Genomic DNA, 13,806 nt, shown 5'->3' with positions numbered 1-13,806 from the left:
CCGAAGTCCAGCGTGCCTTTGCGGCAAGGCATTGCCTGGCTGCTGGCCTTGGCCTGTCTGCTGCTGACGCCGCTGGCCATGGCGCGCACCCTGCTGGTGGTGGGTGACAGCATCAGCGCCGGCTACGGCCTCGGTGACGGCCAAGGGTGGGTGCGCCTGCTCGAAAACCGCTTGCAGGAGCAGAAGAGCCCTTACCAGGTGGTGAACGCCTCCATCAGTGGCGACACCACGGCGGGCGGCCTGGCACGGCTGCCGCAGCTGTTGGCCGCGCACCGCCCCGAGGTGGTGGCCATCGAGTTGGGCGGCAACGATGGCCTGCGTGGCCAGCCGCTGGCCCAATTCGAGCGCAATCTCACCGCCCTGGTGCAGCAGGCCAAGGTCAAGGGCGCGCGCGTCCTGCTGCTGGGGATGCGCCTGCCGCCCAACTATGGGCCGCGCTACACCGATGGCTTCGCCCAGGTCTACCAGGATGTGGCCAAGGCCCAGCAGGTGGCCCTGGTACCCTTCCTGCTCGAAGGGGTAGGGGGCGATCCGGCCTTCATGCAGCCGGATGGCATCCATCCACGGGCCAATGCCCAGCAGCGCCTGCTGGATAACGCCTGGCCGGAACTGCAGCGCGTGCTGCGCGACTGAACGCCGGACTTTTCCCCGGCAGGGCTTTCCGCTAAGGTTGCGCGCCCCGCCGGTCCGGTCAATCGACCGCCTGGCGGAACCGCCCCTGGAGTATCCCGATGTCCCGCCTTACCCGGTCCATGCACGGCTATCAGCTGATCCAGCCCGATGCCCAGCTCGACCTGTTCGCCTGCCGCGAGGGGCGGGTCCATATCGTCGCCCGGCAACTGGAGCTGGGCTCGCCCACCGACCGCACCCTGTGCGGCACCTTCCTGCCGGCGCGGCCCGCGCTACGCCCCCTGGATAGCCAGGCATTGCGCCAGAAGGCGCTGTGTCCCGCCTGCATCCAGCGTTTGCAGGGGGCACGCCGCGGCCTGCCCAACCCGTTACAGGCCTTGTGAGCCTCTGCCAGAGGGGCAAACGGACGTGTACAATTCGCGCCTTCAACCTCTCTCGCTCCCTGCAAGGATTCACTCCATGTCGCCGCGTCTTTCGACCCTGGTCGGTTCCCTTTCGCTGTTTGGTCTGCTGAGCGCGGGTTCGGCGCGGGCGCTGGAGTTGCCCCTGCCACCCCCTGGTGATGATGTGGTCGGTCAGGTGCAGGTCATCAAGGCCGCCTACGAAGACACCTTCGCCGACCTCGGGGTGAAGTACGATCTGGGTTACAACGAGATGGTCGCCGCCAACCCTGGCGTGGACGCCTGGTTGCCGGGCGCCGGTACCGAGATCGTGTTGCCGACGCGCTTCATCCTGCCACCCGGCCCGCGTGAAGGCATCGTCATCAACATCGCCGAATACCGTATGTACTACTACCCCAAGGGTGGTCATTCGGTCTTCACCTATCCGCTGGGCATCGGCCGTGACGGCTGGGGCTCGCCGGTCGGCGTGGCCAAGGTGGTGGACAAGATCAAGGATCCGGCCTGGTATCCGCCGGAGTCCATTCGCGCCGAGCACGCCGCCGAAGGCGATCCGCTGCCCAAGGTGGTTCCGCCCGGCCCGGACAACCCCCTCGGCCCCTACAAGATCCGCCTGACCATGCCGGGCTACCTGATCCACGGTTCGGACCGGAAGTTCGGTATCGGCACCCAGACCAGCCATGGTTGCTTCCGCATGTACAACTTCAACGTGACCGAGCTGGTGGGCATGCTGCCGATCGGTACCCCCGTGCGGATCATCGACGAGCCCTACAAGTTCGGCGTGAGCCAGGGCAAGCTCTATTTGGAAGCGCACCAGCCGGTCAACATGAAGGGCGATCCGACCGAGATCGACCGCCAGGCGGCGGTGGTCAATGCCCTGATCAAGCGTGACGACCTGCTGCAGGCCAACAGCCTGGTGAACTGGGACACGGTGCGTGACACCGTGCAGCAACAGGACGGCCTACCGGTGGAAATCGCCGAGCTGCCGGCCGGGGTAGTTCCTGGTGCAGTAGCCAAGGCACCCGCCAAGGCACTGTGATCCGTGAGGGTAGCGCCCGCCGGGCACTACCCTCCAGACAAACAAAAAGCCCGCCATCGAAATGGCGGGCTTTTTGTTTGCTCCGAGGAAGACGACTGTTGCCACTCGCCTTCCTAGCCAAGGCGCATTACTTGCGGCTGGCTTTTTCCAGCATACGCAGGGCGCGCTCGTTGGCTTCGTCAGCGGTCTGCTGAGCTTTCTGAGCGGCGGCCAGAGCCTCGTCAGCGTGACGGTAGGCTTCGTCAGCACGAGCCTGAGCGCGGGCAGCGGCGTCTTCGGTAGCGGTCAGGCGGGCTTCGCTTTCCTTGTTAGCGGTGCTGCAACCAGTGGCCATAGCAGCGGCCAGAGCCAGAGCGGCGAATTTCAGAGCGTTGTTCATCGTAAACCCCTTGAGGTAGACATCCTGTTTTAAGGTCAATTTCCCAGTTGGAAAATTGCGGCTACATACTACTCATTACCGGTCGTAAGTAAACTAAGCGGACCCACAGGAAGAAAGAATTTTTGCGGAAATTCTGCTCCTTTGCCCTCTGAGCACGTTCAGCATGGCCCCACCGGTGACGGCAACTGCTTGGATGGCCGAAAGTGTCGAACGTTTCAAAACGTTAGAGAATGAGTGAAAGATGTCAAGTGCAGCCTGTGGCTACGTACGGCTGACGTGCCCTGATATAGTGTCCTTTTACGGTGCGACGGCTGGTTAGAACCTGCCTCTTCCCTCGGGGTCTCACGCGCTGAGGCTTAATCCCGCACAGGAAGGTTGTGTTCCCGTCTTCGGATAGCATCGATAACAATGGATAAGGCGGAGCCAAACCGCCAAGGAGTAGTCATGAACGAATCCCTGCGCGTGGAACACGATGAAGCCAATCATCAATTCCACCTCTCCGTCGATGGGCAGCGCGCCTATCTCGCCTACATGGATCTGGGCAAGCAGACCATGGATTTCTACCGTACCTTCGTACCCGATGCCTTGCGTGGACGTGGCCTGGCCGCACGGCTGACCGAACACGCGCTGAACTATGCCGAGAGCCGCGGCTACAGCGTCATTCCCTCTTGCTCCTACGTGGAGCACTACCTGGAGCGCCGCGGACAGGTGACCCCGCTGGTCTGACGGGCCGCACCATGAAAAACGCCGGGCTCAGCCCGGCGTTTTCGTTTGCCTGTGACGGTCAGTCGCGACTGCGGCGCGGCAGGACGTCCTTGAGCTTGCGGTGCATGTCGAGAATGCTCTTCTCGGTCATGGCCCAGTCGATGCAGGCATCGGTCACCGAGATGCCGTATTGCAGTTGCGACAGGTCCGCCGGAATCGGCTGGTTGCCGAAGCCCAGGTGGCTCTCCACCATCAGGCCGACGATGGAATTGTTACCCTCGACGATCTGGTTGGCGACGTTTTCCATTACCAGCGGCTGCAGGGCGGCGTCCTTGTTGGAGTTGGCGTGGCTGCAGTCGACCATGATGTTCGGCTTGACCTTGGCCTTGGCCAGCGCCTGCTCGCAGAGGGTGACGCTGACCGAGTCGTAGTTGGGCTTGCCGTTGCCGCCGCGCAGCACCACGTGACCGTAGGCATTGCCCTTGGTCATCACCACCGAGACCTGGCCGCGCTGGTCGATACCCAGGAAGCGGTGCGGGCTGGAGACCGACTGGAGGGCATTGATGGCCACGGTCAGGCTGCCATCGGTGCCATTCTTGAAGCCGACCGCGGAGGAAAGGCCCGAGGCCATTTCGCGGTGGGTCTGGGATTCGGTGGTGCGGGCGCCGATGGCCGACCAGCTGATCAAGTCCTGCAGGTACTGCGGCGAGATCGGGTCCAGGGCCTCGGTGGCGGTGGGCAGGCCCTTTTCCGCCAGGTCCAGCAGCAACTGGCGCCCGATGTGCAGGCCGTCCTGGATCTTGAAGGAGTCATCCAGGTAGGGGTCGTTGATCAAGCCCTTCCAACCGACGGTGGTGCGGGGCTTCTCGAAGTAGACGCGCATCACCAGGTACAGGGTGTCGCTCACCTGGGCGGCCAGACTCTTGAGCCGCTCGGCATATTCGTGGGCGGCCTTGATGTCGTGGATGGAGCAGGGGCCGATCACCACGAACAGGCGATGGTCCTTGCCGTCGAGGATGTCGCGGATGACCTGGCGGCCCTTGGCGACGGTGTCGGCGGCGAGATCGCTCAGTGGGATCTCCTGCTTGAGCTGCTCGGGTGTGATGAGCGGCTCGTTGGCTTCGATGTTCAGGTCATTAAGGCGGGGCTGTGCGGCCATGGTGCTACTCGTCGGTCACGGCGCTGCGACAGGTCGAGGCCCGTGCAGGCAAAATACGGTGGAGAGGGTGGGGCACCTTAACGCGTGTACCGCCCGCTCACAATGGCCGCGACGCTATTGAAGACCCGGATGGCGCTCTTTGCCGATGATCGAGACGAGGGACGGATGGAATTGGACGATGGGACGGCGGATGCCGTGCTGCTCGAAGCCGCGGGACGTTCGCTGCTGATCTTCACCAGCGCCGGCTGTAGCACCTGCCGCCTGGCCCGCCAGATGCTGCCCAAGGCAGCTCTACCCGTGGACCGGCTGTACTGGGTGGATGCCGAGCGCAGCGGCGGTCTGGTACAGCGTTATGGCGTCTTCCACCTGCCCGCGCTGTTCCTGGTGCGCGATGGGGAGTTCTTCGGCGCTGTGCACGCGCCGCTGCGGGAAGCGCCGCTGGCGGTGGCGATCCTGGGGGCGCAGGAACGTGAGCCCGAGGAACTGCCCTAGGACGCGGCTCGCGGCGAAACTGGCAATCCGCTGCTACGCTGAAAGAGCTATCCCGCGTCGCACCGACCAGATCGGGTGCTCTGGCCAGGAGGAGTCTTGATCCGTTCCCTGCTCTACGCCACTGACCTGGGGCTGTGTTCGTCCTACGTCTTCCAGCATGCCCTGAATCTGGCGCGTATCCACCAGGCGCGGCTCTATGTCGTCCATGTCGTCGAGCCGCTCGGCCTGTTGGCTTCCACCCTGTTGCAACAGCACCTCGATGGGGAGTCCCTGGATCGTCTGCGCAATGGTGGATTGGATCAGGTGCTGGAGACCATCGAGCAGCAGGTCTTCGAGTCCTTGCGCGAGGAGTTGCTGGAAACCCCGGCGACCGCGGGTCTGGTACGAGCGGTGCGGGTGCTACAGGGCGATCCGCCGCTGGTGATCCTCAAGCAGGCCCAGGAGTTCGCCGCGGATCTGCTGGTGATCGGCAGTCGCAGCCAGGGCGACGCCCAGGCCGCCCCCCTGGGGCGCACCGCCAGCCGTTTACTGGAGACCGCGCGCATCCCGATCTACCTGGTACCCCTGCGCCGGGAATGAGCGATGGGCGGCGGGCCATGCCTATGCGCGACTTAATTCGATTTCGGTCTAGAAAAACCTGAAGGGCTGCATTACTGTTATATGCTTGCGCATGGGGTCAGCCAAGGCTTTGTCTGAAAAGTCGTCGAGCGAAGGTCAGACAAGGCAAAAATTCGTGAGGAAGCGGAGTTTACGAATGGTAAATGAGCATTCCGAACGGGTTTTTAACGCAGTACGACCGAGCGCAGGCACTTTTCAGACAAAGCCTAGGAGCCGGCATGAAACTGCAACAGTTGCGATACATCTGGGAAGTCGCCCACCACGATCTGAACGTTTCCGCCACCGCCCAGAGTCTCTATACCTCGCAGCCCGGCATCAGCAAGCAGATCCGCCTGCTCGAGGACGAACTGGGCGTCGAGGTGTTCGCTCGCAGCGGCAAGCACCTGACCCGGGTGACGCCGGCCGGTGAGCGGATCATCCAGACCGCCGGCGAGATCCTGCGCAAATGCGAAAGCATCAAGCAGATCGCCCAGGAGTTCTCCAACGAACGCAAGGGCACCCTGTCCATCGCTACGACCCACACCCAGGCGCGTTACGCCCTGCCGGACGTGATCAGCGAATTCATCAAGCAGTACCCGGACGTGGCGCTGCACATGCACCAGGGCTCGCCGACCCAGATCGCCGAGATGGCCGCCGATGGCACCGTCGACTTCGCCATCGCCACCGAAGGCCTGGAGCGCTTCAACGACCTGGTGATGATGCCCTGCTATCGCTGGAACCGTTGCGTCATCGTGCCCCAGGGGCATCCCTTGGCGAAGGTCGAGAATCTGACCCTGGAGCAACTGGCGGATCAGCCGCTGGTGACCTACGTCTTCGGTTTCACCGGCCGTTCCAAGCTCGACGAGGCCTTCGCCCGCCATGGCCTGGAACCCAACGTGGTGCTGACCGCCGCGGATGCCGACGTGATCAAGACCTATGTGCGCCTGGGGCTGGGCGTGGGGATCGTGGCCGACATGGCGGTGGATCACAAGGCCGATGCCGACCTGGTCTGCCTGGATGCCAGCCACCTGTTCGAAGCCAGCGTGACCAAGATCGGCCTGCGCCGCGGCACCTTCCTGCGCGGCTTCATGTGCGATTTCATCGGCCGCTTCGCGCCGCACCTGACCCGGGATGTCCTGACCGAAGCCATGCAGACACCGTCGCGCCAGGAGCTGGAGACGCTGTTCCATGGGGTGACGTTGCCGACGTATTGAGGCATCTCGGTTATCTCGGCCGCTCCTGCTGACGGTCGTAGGTTGGGTTGAGCGTAGCGAAGCCCAACGGAGCTTGCCTCGGCGCTGACTCTGTTGGGCTTCGACGATGGAGCCGTCTCAGCCCAACCTACGACTTATTCCACCGCTCGCCACTGCTCCAACAACAACTGCGCCGCTGCCGACAGCCCCGCGCCCTGGCGTACCAGCAGCGAATAGGGCTCATTGCGCGTCCGTTGCGCCACCGGCAGGCGCCGGAGCAGGCCGTGGCGCTCGCCGAACTGGGCGATGTCGCTGGGCAGCATGGCGACCTGGTTGGCGTCTTCCTGCAACAGCCCGAGCAAGGTGAAGGTCGAGGCGGTTTCCACCGGATACCGCGGAAACTCCAGTTCCGCCGCGCGGAATTCCCGTTCCAGGGTCAGGCGCATGGGCAGGTTGGCCGGATAGACGATCCAGCGGCTGTCGCGCAGGTCGGCCAGGCTTACCGCCGCGGTGTGCGCCAGAGGATGCTGCGGATGACAGACGATCTCCAGGCGTTCTTCGCGTACCTCCAGGCAATCGTAGGCATCCGGTCGGCGGCTGACGCTGCTGCGGCAGATGGCCAGTTCGATGCGCCCGGCGTCGAGCAGATCGAGCAGGCGCACGCTGGTGTCCTCGATGATCTCGATACCGAGCTGCGGCTGCGCCGCACCCAGGCGCGACACCGCGGCGATCAGCCGGGGCACCGCGCCCATGATCACCCCCACCGCCAGGCGGCCGCCTTCGCCCTGGAGGATGCCGAGCATCTCTTCGCGCAGATGGGCCAGGTCGCTTTCGATCAGCCGCGCATAGCGGATCACGCAGCGACCCAGGTCATTGGGCTGCAGACCCTGGTGGGTGCGCAGGAAGAGGGTGGCGCCCAGGGTGCTCTCGATCTCGTGCAGCGCCTTGGTGGCGCCGGGCTGGGAAATGGCGATGCGCTCGGCGGCCTTGTGCAGCGAGCCTTCTTCGTCGAGGGCGATCAGCAGGCGCAGCTGGCGCAGCCGCAGGCGGGAGGCGATGGAGCCGAGGGATGGCAGCATGGGAATAACCGTTGGTTATCGCGGGATAGGGAGCTCTCATTAGGCAGGGCCCGTGGCGCCGAGTAAAGTCCGGTCCAGGCGATAACCAACAAGGAGAATGCCATGCACCTGATTCAGTTCGAAGACCAACAGGGCCAGCGCCGGGTAGGCGTGGTCGAGCGTGGCGAAGTCCAGCAGGTCAAGGGGGCGACCAGTACTCGCGCCCTGGCGCTCGACGCCATCCGCGCCGGTATCTCGTTGGAGTCTCAGGTGCAGAGCCTGGGCCTGGAGCCCGGGCCGGCCTATACGGACCTGCTGTCCAGTGGCCGCCTGTTGCCGCCGCTGGATCACGAAGACCCGGCGCACTGCCTGGTGACCGGTACCGGCCTGACCCACCTGGGTAGTGCCGCCACTCGCGACAAGATGCACCAGCAGAACAGCCAGGAGGAGGCCAAGCTGACCGACTCCATGCGCATGTTCAAATGGGGCGTGGAGGGCGGTCGGCCCGCAGCGGGCACCGCCGGTGCTCAGCCGGAATGGTTCTACAAGGGCGACGGCGGCATCCTGGTGCGTCCGGGTGCCGACATCCCGCTGCCGGAATTCGCCGAGGACGCCGGTGAAGAGCCGGAGCTAACCGGTCTCTATGTGATCGGCGACGATGGCCAGCCCTATCGCCTGGGTTACGCCGTGGGCAACGAATTCTCCGACCACGTGATGGAGCGCAAGAACTATCTCTACCTGGCCCATTCCAAGCTACGCTACTGCAGCTTCGGGCCGGCGCTGCGCACCGGTGAACTGCCGCGCCACCTGGTGGGCACCAGCCGTATCCGGCGGGGCGATGAGGTGATCTGGGAGAAGGAATTCCTTTCTGGCGAGGACAACATGTGCCATAGCCTGGAGAACCTGGAGTATCACCACTTCAAGTACGCCCAGTTCCTGCGGCCAGGCGATGTCCATGTGCATTTCTTCGGCACGGCGACGCTGTCCTTCGCCGATGGCGTGCGCGTTGCGCCGGGCGATAGATTTGAGATCGCGGTACCCGAGTTCGGCGAGCCCCTGAGCAACGGCGTCAAGGCCAATGCGGCGGCCTTCCAGCCCGGGCAGGTCCGCCAGCTCTAATAGTTGTATGATGACTGCTGACTATGCCAGTGCTAGAGTGGGTATCGCAGTGGCCGGTCCGGACGCTCGCCTGCTGAGCGTCCCACCCTTTCGAAGATCCCCCGCGGGGCGGTCTTCCCCGAACCCCTAGGTATAAGGAGTCGAGAACAATGCAGATCCAAGGCAAGAACTACATCGGTGGCACTCGCAGCGGCGAGGGCGAGGTGCGGGTCTACAGCATCGACGCCACCACCGGCGAACAGCTGCCCTACGAATTCTTCCAGGCATCGCCGGCCGAGGTCGACGCCGCCGCTCACGCCGCCGAGCAGGCTGCGCCTCTTTACCGCAAGCTGAGCGCCGAAAAGCGCGCCACCTTCCTCGACGCCATCGCCGACGAGCTGGATGCCCTGGGCGACGACTTCGTCCAACTGGTCTGCCAGGAAACCGCGCTGCCGGCCGGGCGTATCCAGGGCGAGCGGGGCCGTACCAGCGGCCAGATGCGCCTGTTCGCCAAGGTGCTGCGCCGCGGTGACTTCCACGGTGCGCGCATCGATACCGCGCTGCCCGAGCGCAAGCCGCTGCCGCGTCCCGACCTGCGTCAGTACCGCATCGGCCTGGGTCCGGTGGCCGTGTTCGGCGCCAGCAACTTCCCGCTGGCCTTCTCCACCGCCGGTGGCGACACCGCCGCGGCCCTGGCCGCCGGTTGCCCGGTGGTGTTCAAGGCCCACAGCGGCCACATGGTCACCGCCGAATACGTGGCCGACGCCATCATTCGCGCCGCCGAGAAGACCGGCATGCCCAAGGGCGTGTTCAACATGATCTATGGCGGTGGCGTGGGCGAGCAGCTGGTCAAGCACCCGGCCATCCAGGCGGTGGGTTTCACCGGCTCCCTGCGTGGCGGTCGCGCCCTGTGCGACATGGCCGCGGCTCGTCCGCAGCCCATCCCGGTGTTCGCCGAGATGTCCAGCATCAACCCGGTGGTGGTCCTGCCCGAGGCGCTCAAGGTCCGTGGCGACAACATCGCCAACGAACTCACCGCGTCCGTGGTCTTGGGCTGTGGCCAGTTCTGCACCAATCCGGGCCTGGTGATCGGCCTGCGTTCACCGGAGTTCAGCGGCTTCCTGGAGCGTCTGGCGGGTTTCATGAACGAGCAGGCACCCCAAACCATGCTCAATCCGGGCACCCTGAAGAGCTACGAAAAGGGCGTCGCTGCCCTGCTGGCCCATCCAGGCGTACAGCACCTGGCCGGTGCCAGCCAGGAAGGCAACCAGGCGCGTCCGCAGCTGTTCAAGGCCGACGTGAGCCTGCTGCTGAAAAACGACGAGCTGCTGCAAGAAGAGGTCTTCGGCCCCACCACCGTGGTGGTCGAGGTAGCCGACGAGGCCCAGCTGCAGCAGGCGCTGCAAGGTCTGCATGGTCAACTGACCGCGACCCTGCTGGCCGAGCCGGCGGATCTGCAACGCTTCGAGGCCATCATCGGCCTGCTGGAGCAGAAAGCCGGTCGCCTGCTGCTCAACGGCTATCCCACCGGCGTGGAAGTCTGCGATGCCATGGTCCACGGCGGTCCTTACCCTGCGACCTCCGATGCCCGCGGCACCTCGGTCGGCACCCTGGCCATCGATCGCTTCCTGCGCCCGGTGTGCTACCAGAACTACCCGGACGCCTTCCTCCCGGAAGCCCTGCAGAACGCCAATCCGCTGGGCATCCAGCGCCTGGTGAACGGCGAGAACACCAAGGACGCGATCTGATCGCGGTGCCTTGAGTGGTTGAGAGGCCCGGCGTCGCGAGGCGCCGGGCTTTTTATTGGGCGGAGAAAAGTTATTGGGGGGCGAAAAGGGGAGGTGGCCTCAGTGGAAAAGGCTGCGCCGTTTTCCACGCTACGAAAGGAGTTGAAGCGTGTGCCGAACCAGCTCCCTCTCCCTCAGGGAGAGGGTTGGGGTGAGGGAAGACTGAAATGGAAAAGCCGCTCCTGGGAGCGGCCTTCTTGCAACGAGCAGCCTTACTTGTCGGCGAACTTGAAGATCGTCGTCTGGGTGTAGGTCTGGCCGGGGTCCAGGCGGGTGGTGGGGAAGTTCGGCTGGTTGGGCGCGTCCGGATAGTGCTGGGTTTCCAGGGTGAAGGCGCCCCAGTGGTCGTAGGTCTTGCCGCCCTTACCCTTGATGTTCCCCTCTAGGAAGTTGCCGGTATAGAACTGCACGCCGGGTTCGGTGGTGTAGAGGGTGAGGGTGCGGCCCGAGCCCGGGTCGGTCACCACGGCGGCGGCCTTTTCCAAGTCGCCGTTGGTGTTGAGTACCCAGTTGAAGTCATAGCCACCCTGCTTGGGTTCGGCGTATTTCAGCTGCTGGTTGTCGTCATGGATGTGCTTGCCGATGGCTACCGGCTTGCGGAAGTCCATCGGCGTACCGGCTACCGGTGGCAGTTCGCCGGTGGGGATCAACTTGGCGGTCACCGGGGTGTATTTATCGGCGTTGAGCATCGCCACCTGCTTGAGTACGTTGCCGTTACCGGCGCCGGCCAGGTTGAAGTAGCTGTGATTGGTGAGGTTGAGCACCGTCGGCTTGTCGGTGGTGGCGCGGTACTTCAGGGTCAGCTGGTTGTGTTCGTCCAGCTCATAGGTGACGTGGGTGGTGAGGGTACCGGGAAAGCCCATCTCACCATCGGGGGAGACATAGCTCAGGGTCACCCCGACCCAGCCGTCGCCCTTGACCGGCTCCGCCTTCCACACCTTGGTGTTGAAGCCCTGGGGGCCGCCGTGCAGGGCGTTGGTCTTGTCGTTCTGGGGGATCTGGTAGCTCTTGCCATCGAGGCTGAAGCGGCCGTCGGCGATGCGGTTGCCGAAGCGGCCGATGGTGGCGCCAAAGAACACCGTGGGGTTGTCGAGATAGCCCTGGACGTCATCGAAGCCCAGCACCACGTCTTCGCTATGACCCTTGCGGTCCGGCACCTTGAGCGCCTGCAGCACGCCACCGTAGGTGATGATGGTGGCCTGCATGCCCTGGCTGTTGGTCAGGACGAACTTCTCGATAGGCGTGCCGTCGGGCAGCTTGCCGAAGCTCGACTGCTGACTGGTGAGGCCGGCCGCCTGGGCGGTGAGGGTGCTGATCATGAGTGACAGTCCAAGTCCAGTGAGGGCTAACGTGCGTTTCATCTCGACCACCTTTTCGGTTTGTTGTTGTGCAAGGGTGGGTCAGGCGACCCGGGAGCGGGAGGAGGGGCGGTAAAGCCCCCTCACCCCAACCCTCTCCCTGAGGGAGAGGAGGTAGAAGCCGATCAGTGCGAGTGGCGGGGCACCTCGGCGCCACGGCAGCCGACCAGGAAGTCGAAGTCGCAGCCTTCGTCGGCCTGGAGGACGTGGTTGACGTAGAGGCGGCGATAGCCGCCGGCCAGCAGCTGTTCCGCTGGCGGTTGCCAGTCGGCCAGGCGCGCGGCCAGTTCCTCGTCGGGGATGTCCAGGTGCAGGCGGCCGGAGGCGCAGTCCAACTCGATCATGTCGCCTTCGCGCACCACCGCCAGCGGGCCGCCGGCCGAGGCTTCGGGCGCCACGTGCAGCACCACGGTGCCGTAGGCGGTGCCGCTCATGCGGGCGTCGGAGATGCGCACCATGTCGGTGATGCCCTTGGCCAGCAGCTTGGGCGGCAGGCCCATGTTGCCCACCTCGGCCATGCCCGGGTAACCCTTGGGTCCGCAGTTCTTCAGCACCATCACGCAGGTCTCGTCGATGTCCAGATCCGGGTCGACGATGCGTGCCTTGTAGTCTTCCAGGTTCTCGAACACCACGGCGCGACCGCGATGCTGCATGAGCGCCGGGGTCGCGGCCGAGGGCTTGAGCACCGCGCCCTTGGGCGCCAGGTTGCCGCGCAGGACGCAGATCCCGCCATCGGCGCGCAGGGGATTGTCCAGGGCACGGATGACCTCGTCGTCACCGTAGATGGGCGCCTCGGCGCAGTTGGCCCAGATGCTCTTGCCGTTGGCGGTCAGGGCCTCGGGATGGGGCAGCAGGTTGGCCTCGCCCATGCGGCGGATCACCGCCGGCAGGCCGCCGGAGTAGTAGAACTCCTCCATCAGGAAGCGCCCGGAAGGCTGCAGGTCGACGATGGTGGGGGTGCCGCGACCGACCCGGGTCCAGTCGTCCAGCTCCAGGTCCACGCCGATGCGGCCGGCGATGGCCTTGAGGTGGATCACCGCGTTGGTGGAACCGCCGATGGCAGCGTTGACGCGGATGGCGTTTTCGAAGGCTGCCTTGGTGAGGATCTTCGACAGCCGCAGGTCTTCCGCCACCATCTCGACGATGCGCATGCCGGACAGGTGCGCCAGCACGTAGCGCCGCGAATCCACCGCCGGAATGGCGGCGTTGTGCGGCAGCGAGGTGCCCAGGGCTTCGGCCATGCAGGCCATGGTCGAGGCGGTGCCCATGGTGTTGCAGGTACCGGCCGAACGCGACATCCCGGCTTCGGCGGAGAGGAATTCGTTGAGGTCGATGGCACCCGCCTTGTAGGCCTCGTGCATCTGCCAGACGATGGTGCCGGCACCGATGTCGCGACCGTGGTGCTTGCCGTTGAGCATGGGGCCACCGGTGACGACGATGGCCGGCACGTCGCAGCTGGCGGCGCCCATCAGCAGCGCCGGCGTGGTCTTGTCGCAGCCGGTGAGCAGCACCACGGCGTCCACCGGGTTGCCGCGAATGGCTTCTTCCACGTCCATGCTGGCCAGGTTGCGGGTCAGCATGGCGGTGGGTCTGAGGTTGGATTCGCCGTTGGAGAACACCGGGAATTCCACCGGGAAGCCGCCGGCTTCGTAGATGCCGCGCTTGACGTGCTCGGCGATCTTGCGGAAGTGGGCATTGCAGGGGGTCAGCTCGGACCAGGTGTTGCAGATGCCGATGACGGGCTTGCCCTGGAATTCATGGTCCGGGATGCCCTGGTTCTTCATCCAGCTGCGGTACATGAAGCCGTTCTTGTCGTTGCTGCCGAACCACTGGGCGGAGCGGAGCGGGCGTTTGGGCGTGGTCATTTTCTTGTCCTCGGGCATTTCACGGGCAAAGCGGTCCCCGGCACGGCG

At 64.8% G+C, this 13,806-nt stretch carries 14 protein-coding genes; 9 read left to right on the top strand and 5 right to left on the bottom strand.

Translation table 11 applies throughout. The features are described 5' to 3' along the window. The first annotated feature begins 78 nt into the window (after window positions 1–78). The 3 genes from CCZ28_RS08770 to CCZ28_RS08760 all read left to right on the top strand — a co-directional run bounded on the left by CCZ28_RS08770 (window position 79) and on the right by CCZ28_RS08760 (window position 2,067). Window positions 79–633 (top strand): arylesterase, encoded by a 555-nt coding sequence (locus CCZ28_RS08770; RefSeq protein ID WP_205894672.1) that lies wholly within the window; start codon window positions 79–81, stop codon window positions 631–633. A 98-nt stretch (window positions 634–731) separates the two neighbouring features. Further along, complete coding sequence (locus CCZ28_RS08765) at window positions 732–1,013, top strand: hypothetical protein (RefSeq protein ID WP_058768579.1); 282 nt, start codon at window positions 732–734, stop codon at window positions 1,011–1,013. A 76-nt stretch (window positions 1,014–1,089) separates the two neighbouring features. Then, window positions 1,090–2,067 carry a L,D-transpeptidase family protein gene (locus CCZ28_RS08760; RefSeq protein ID WP_140217482.1) on the top strand — a complete coding sequence of 326 codons (978 nt, stop codon included), beginning with the start codon at window positions 1,090–1,092 and terminating at the stop codon, window positions 2,065–2,067. 127 nt (window positions 2,068–2,194) lie between these two features. Here the strand turns inward: CCZ28_RS08760 and CCZ28_RS08755 are convergent, their stop codons facing one another. Next, complete coding sequence (locus tag CCZ28_RS08755; protein ID WP_059315705.1) at window positions 2,195–2,446, bottom strand: Lpp/OprI family alanine-zipper lipoprotein; 252 nt, start codon at window positions 2,444–2,446, stop codon at window positions 2,195–2,197. Window positions 2,447–2,890: 444 nt separating this feature from the next. Between CCZ28_RS08755 and CCZ28_RS08750 the strand changes: the two genes are divergently transcribed. Next, window positions 2,891–3,172, top strand: a complete 282-nt coding sequence (locus tag CCZ28_RS08750) for a GNAT family N-acetyltransferase (protein WP_140217481.1) — start codon at window positions 2,891–2,893, stop codon at window positions 3,170–3,172. 58 nt (window positions 3,173–3,230) lie between these two features. Here CCZ28_RS08750 and CCZ28_RS08745 read toward each other — a convergent pair whose 3' ends face one another. Further along, window positions 3,231–4,310 carry a 3-deoxy-7-phosphoheptulonate synthase gene (locus CCZ28_RS08745; protein ID WP_140217480.1) on the bottom strand — a complete coding sequence of 360 codons (1,080 nt, stop codon included), beginning with the start codon at window positions 4,308–4,310 and terminating at the stop codon, window positions 3,231–3,233. A gap of 165 nt (window positions 4,311–4,475) precedes the next feature. Here CCZ28_RS08745 and CCZ28_RS08740 point away from each other — a divergent pair, with 165 nt between their 5' ends. The 3 genes from CCZ28_RS08740 to cysB all read left to right on the top strand — a co-directional run bounded on the left by CCZ28_RS08740 (window position 4,476) and on the right by cysB (window position 6,613). Beyond that, window positions 4,476–4,802, top strand: a complete 327-nt coding sequence (locus CCZ28_RS08740; RefSeq protein WP_140217479.1) for a thioredoxin family protein — start codon at window positions 4,476–4,478, stop codon at window positions 4,800–4,802. A gap of 96 nt (window positions 4,803–4,898) precedes the next feature. Then, window positions 4,899–5,381: a universal stress protein gene (locus tag CCZ28_RS08735; RefSeq protein ID WP_140217478.1), complete on the top strand. Its 483-nt coding sequence runs from the start codon at window positions 4,899–4,901 to the stop codon at window positions 5,379–5,381. Between the two features lie 257 nt (window positions 5,382–5,638). After that, on the top strand, window positions 5,639–6,613 hold the full coding sequence (gene cysB / locus CCZ28_RS08730; RefSeq protein ID WP_140217477.1) for an HTH-type transcriptional regulator CysB: 975 nt from the start codon (window positions 5,639–5,641) through the stop codon (window positions 6,611–6,613). Between the two features lie 134 nt (window positions 6,614–6,747). Here the strand turns inward: cysB and CCZ28_RS08725 are convergent, their stop codons facing one another. Then, complete coding sequence (locus CCZ28_RS08725) at window positions 6,748–7,671, bottom strand: LysR family transcriptional regulator (protein ID WP_140217476.1); 924 nt, start codon at window positions 7,669–7,671, stop codon at window positions 6,748–6,750. Window positions 7,672–7,773: 102 nt separating this feature from the next. Here CCZ28_RS08725 and araD1 point away from each other — a divergent pair, with 102 nt between their 5' ends. Continuing rightward, window positions 7,774–8,769 (top strand): AraD1 family protein, encoded by a 996-nt coding sequence (gene araD1 / locus CCZ28_RS08720; RefSeq protein WP_140217475.1) that lies wholly within the window; start codon window positions 7,774–7,776, stop codon window positions 8,767–8,769. Between the two features lie 149 nt (window positions 8,770–8,918). Next, on the top strand, window positions 8,919–10,496 hold the full coding sequence (locus CCZ28_RS08715) for an aldehyde dehydrogenase (NADP(+)) (RefSeq protein WP_140217474.1): 1,578 nt from the start codon (window positions 8,919–8,921) through the stop codon (window positions 10,494–10,496). A 251-nt stretch (window positions 10,497–10,747) separates the two neighbouring features. Here CCZ28_RS08715 and CCZ28_RS08710 read toward each other — a convergent pair whose 3' ends face one another. Together CCZ28_RS08710 and CCZ28_RS08705 are read right to left on the bottom strand one after the other, a co-directional pair. Next, window positions 10,748–11,896 (bottom strand): aldose epimerase family protein, encoded by a 1,149-nt coding sequence (locus tag CCZ28_RS08710; RefSeq protein WP_140217473.1) that lies wholly within the window; start codon window positions 11,894–11,896, stop codon window positions 10,748–10,750. Between the two features lie 122 nt (window positions 11,897–12,018). After that, on the bottom strand, window positions 12,019–13,758 hold the full coding sequence (locus CCZ28_RS08705) for an IlvD/Edd family dehydratase (protein WP_140217472.1): 1,740 nt from the start codon (window positions 13,756–13,758) through the stop codon (window positions 12,019–12,021). Between the last annotated feature and the right edge of the window lie 48 nt (window positions 13,759–13,806).

The sequence above is a fragment of the Pseudomonas oryzihabitans genome (assembly GCF_006384975.1).
GTDB lineage: Bacteria > Pseudomonadota > Gammaproteobacteria > Pseudomonadales > Pseudomonadaceae > Chryseomonas > Chryseomonas psychrotolerans_B.
The sequence above is the reverse complement of the archived record's forward strand: the minus strand, read 5'-3'. Positions and strand labels throughout refer to the sequence as shown.

Excerpts from the sequence above, each read along its gene's own strand:
- CCZ28_RS08770 (WP_205894672.1), top strand. The coding sequence starts at position 79 with ATGGCGCGCACCCTGCTGGTGGTGGGTGACAGCATCAGCGCCGGCTAC.
- CCZ28_RS08765 (WP_058768579.1), top strand. The coding sequence starts at position 732 with ATGTCCCGCCTTACCCGGTCCATGCACGGCTATCAGCTGATCCAGCCC.
- CCZ28_RS08760 (WP_140217482.1), top strand. The coding sequence starts at position 1,090 with ATGTCGCCGCGTCTTTCGACCCTGGTCGGTTCCCTTTCGCTGTTTGGT.
- CCZ28_RS08755 (WP_059315705.1), bottom strand. The coding sequence starts at position 2,446 with ATGAACAACGCTCTGAAATTCGCCGCTCTGGCTCTGGCCGCTGCTATG.
- CCZ28_RS08750 (WP_140217481.1), top strand. The coding sequence starts at position 2,891 with ATGAACGAATCCCTGCGCGTGGAACACGATGAAGCCAATCATCAATTC.
- CCZ28_RS08745 (WP_140217480.1), bottom strand. The coding sequence starts at position 4,310 with ATGGCCGCACAGCCCCGCCTTAATGACCTGAACATCGAAGCCAACGAG.
- CCZ28_RS08740 (WP_140217479.1), top strand. The coding sequence starts at position 4,476 with ATGGAATTGGACGATGGGACGGCGGATGCCGTGCTGCTCGAAGCCGCG.
- cysB (WP_140217477.1), top strand. The coding sequence starts at position 5,639 with ATGAAACTGCAACAGTTGCGATACATCTGGGAAGTCGCCCACCACGAT.
- CCZ28_RS08725 (WP_140217476.1), bottom strand. The coding sequence starts at position 7,671 with ATGCTGCCATCCCTCGGCTCCATCGCCTCCCGCCTGCGGCTGCGCCAG.
- araD1 (WP_140217475.1), top strand. The coding sequence starts at position 7,774 with ATGCACCTGATTCAGTTCGAAGACCAACAGGGCCAGCGCCGGGTAGGC.
- CCZ28_RS08715 (WP_140217474.1), top strand. The coding sequence starts at position 8,919 with ATGCAGATCCAAGGCAAGAACTACATCGGTGGCACTCGCAGCGGCGAG.
- CCZ28_RS08710 (WP_140217473.1), bottom strand. The coding sequence starts at position 11,896 with ATGAAACGCACGTTAGCCCTCACTGGACTTGGACTGTCACTCATGATC.
- CCZ28_RS08705 (WP_140217472.1), bottom strand. The coding sequence starts at position 13,758 with ATGACCACGCCCAAACGCCCGCTCCGCTCCGCCCAGTGGTTCGGCAGC.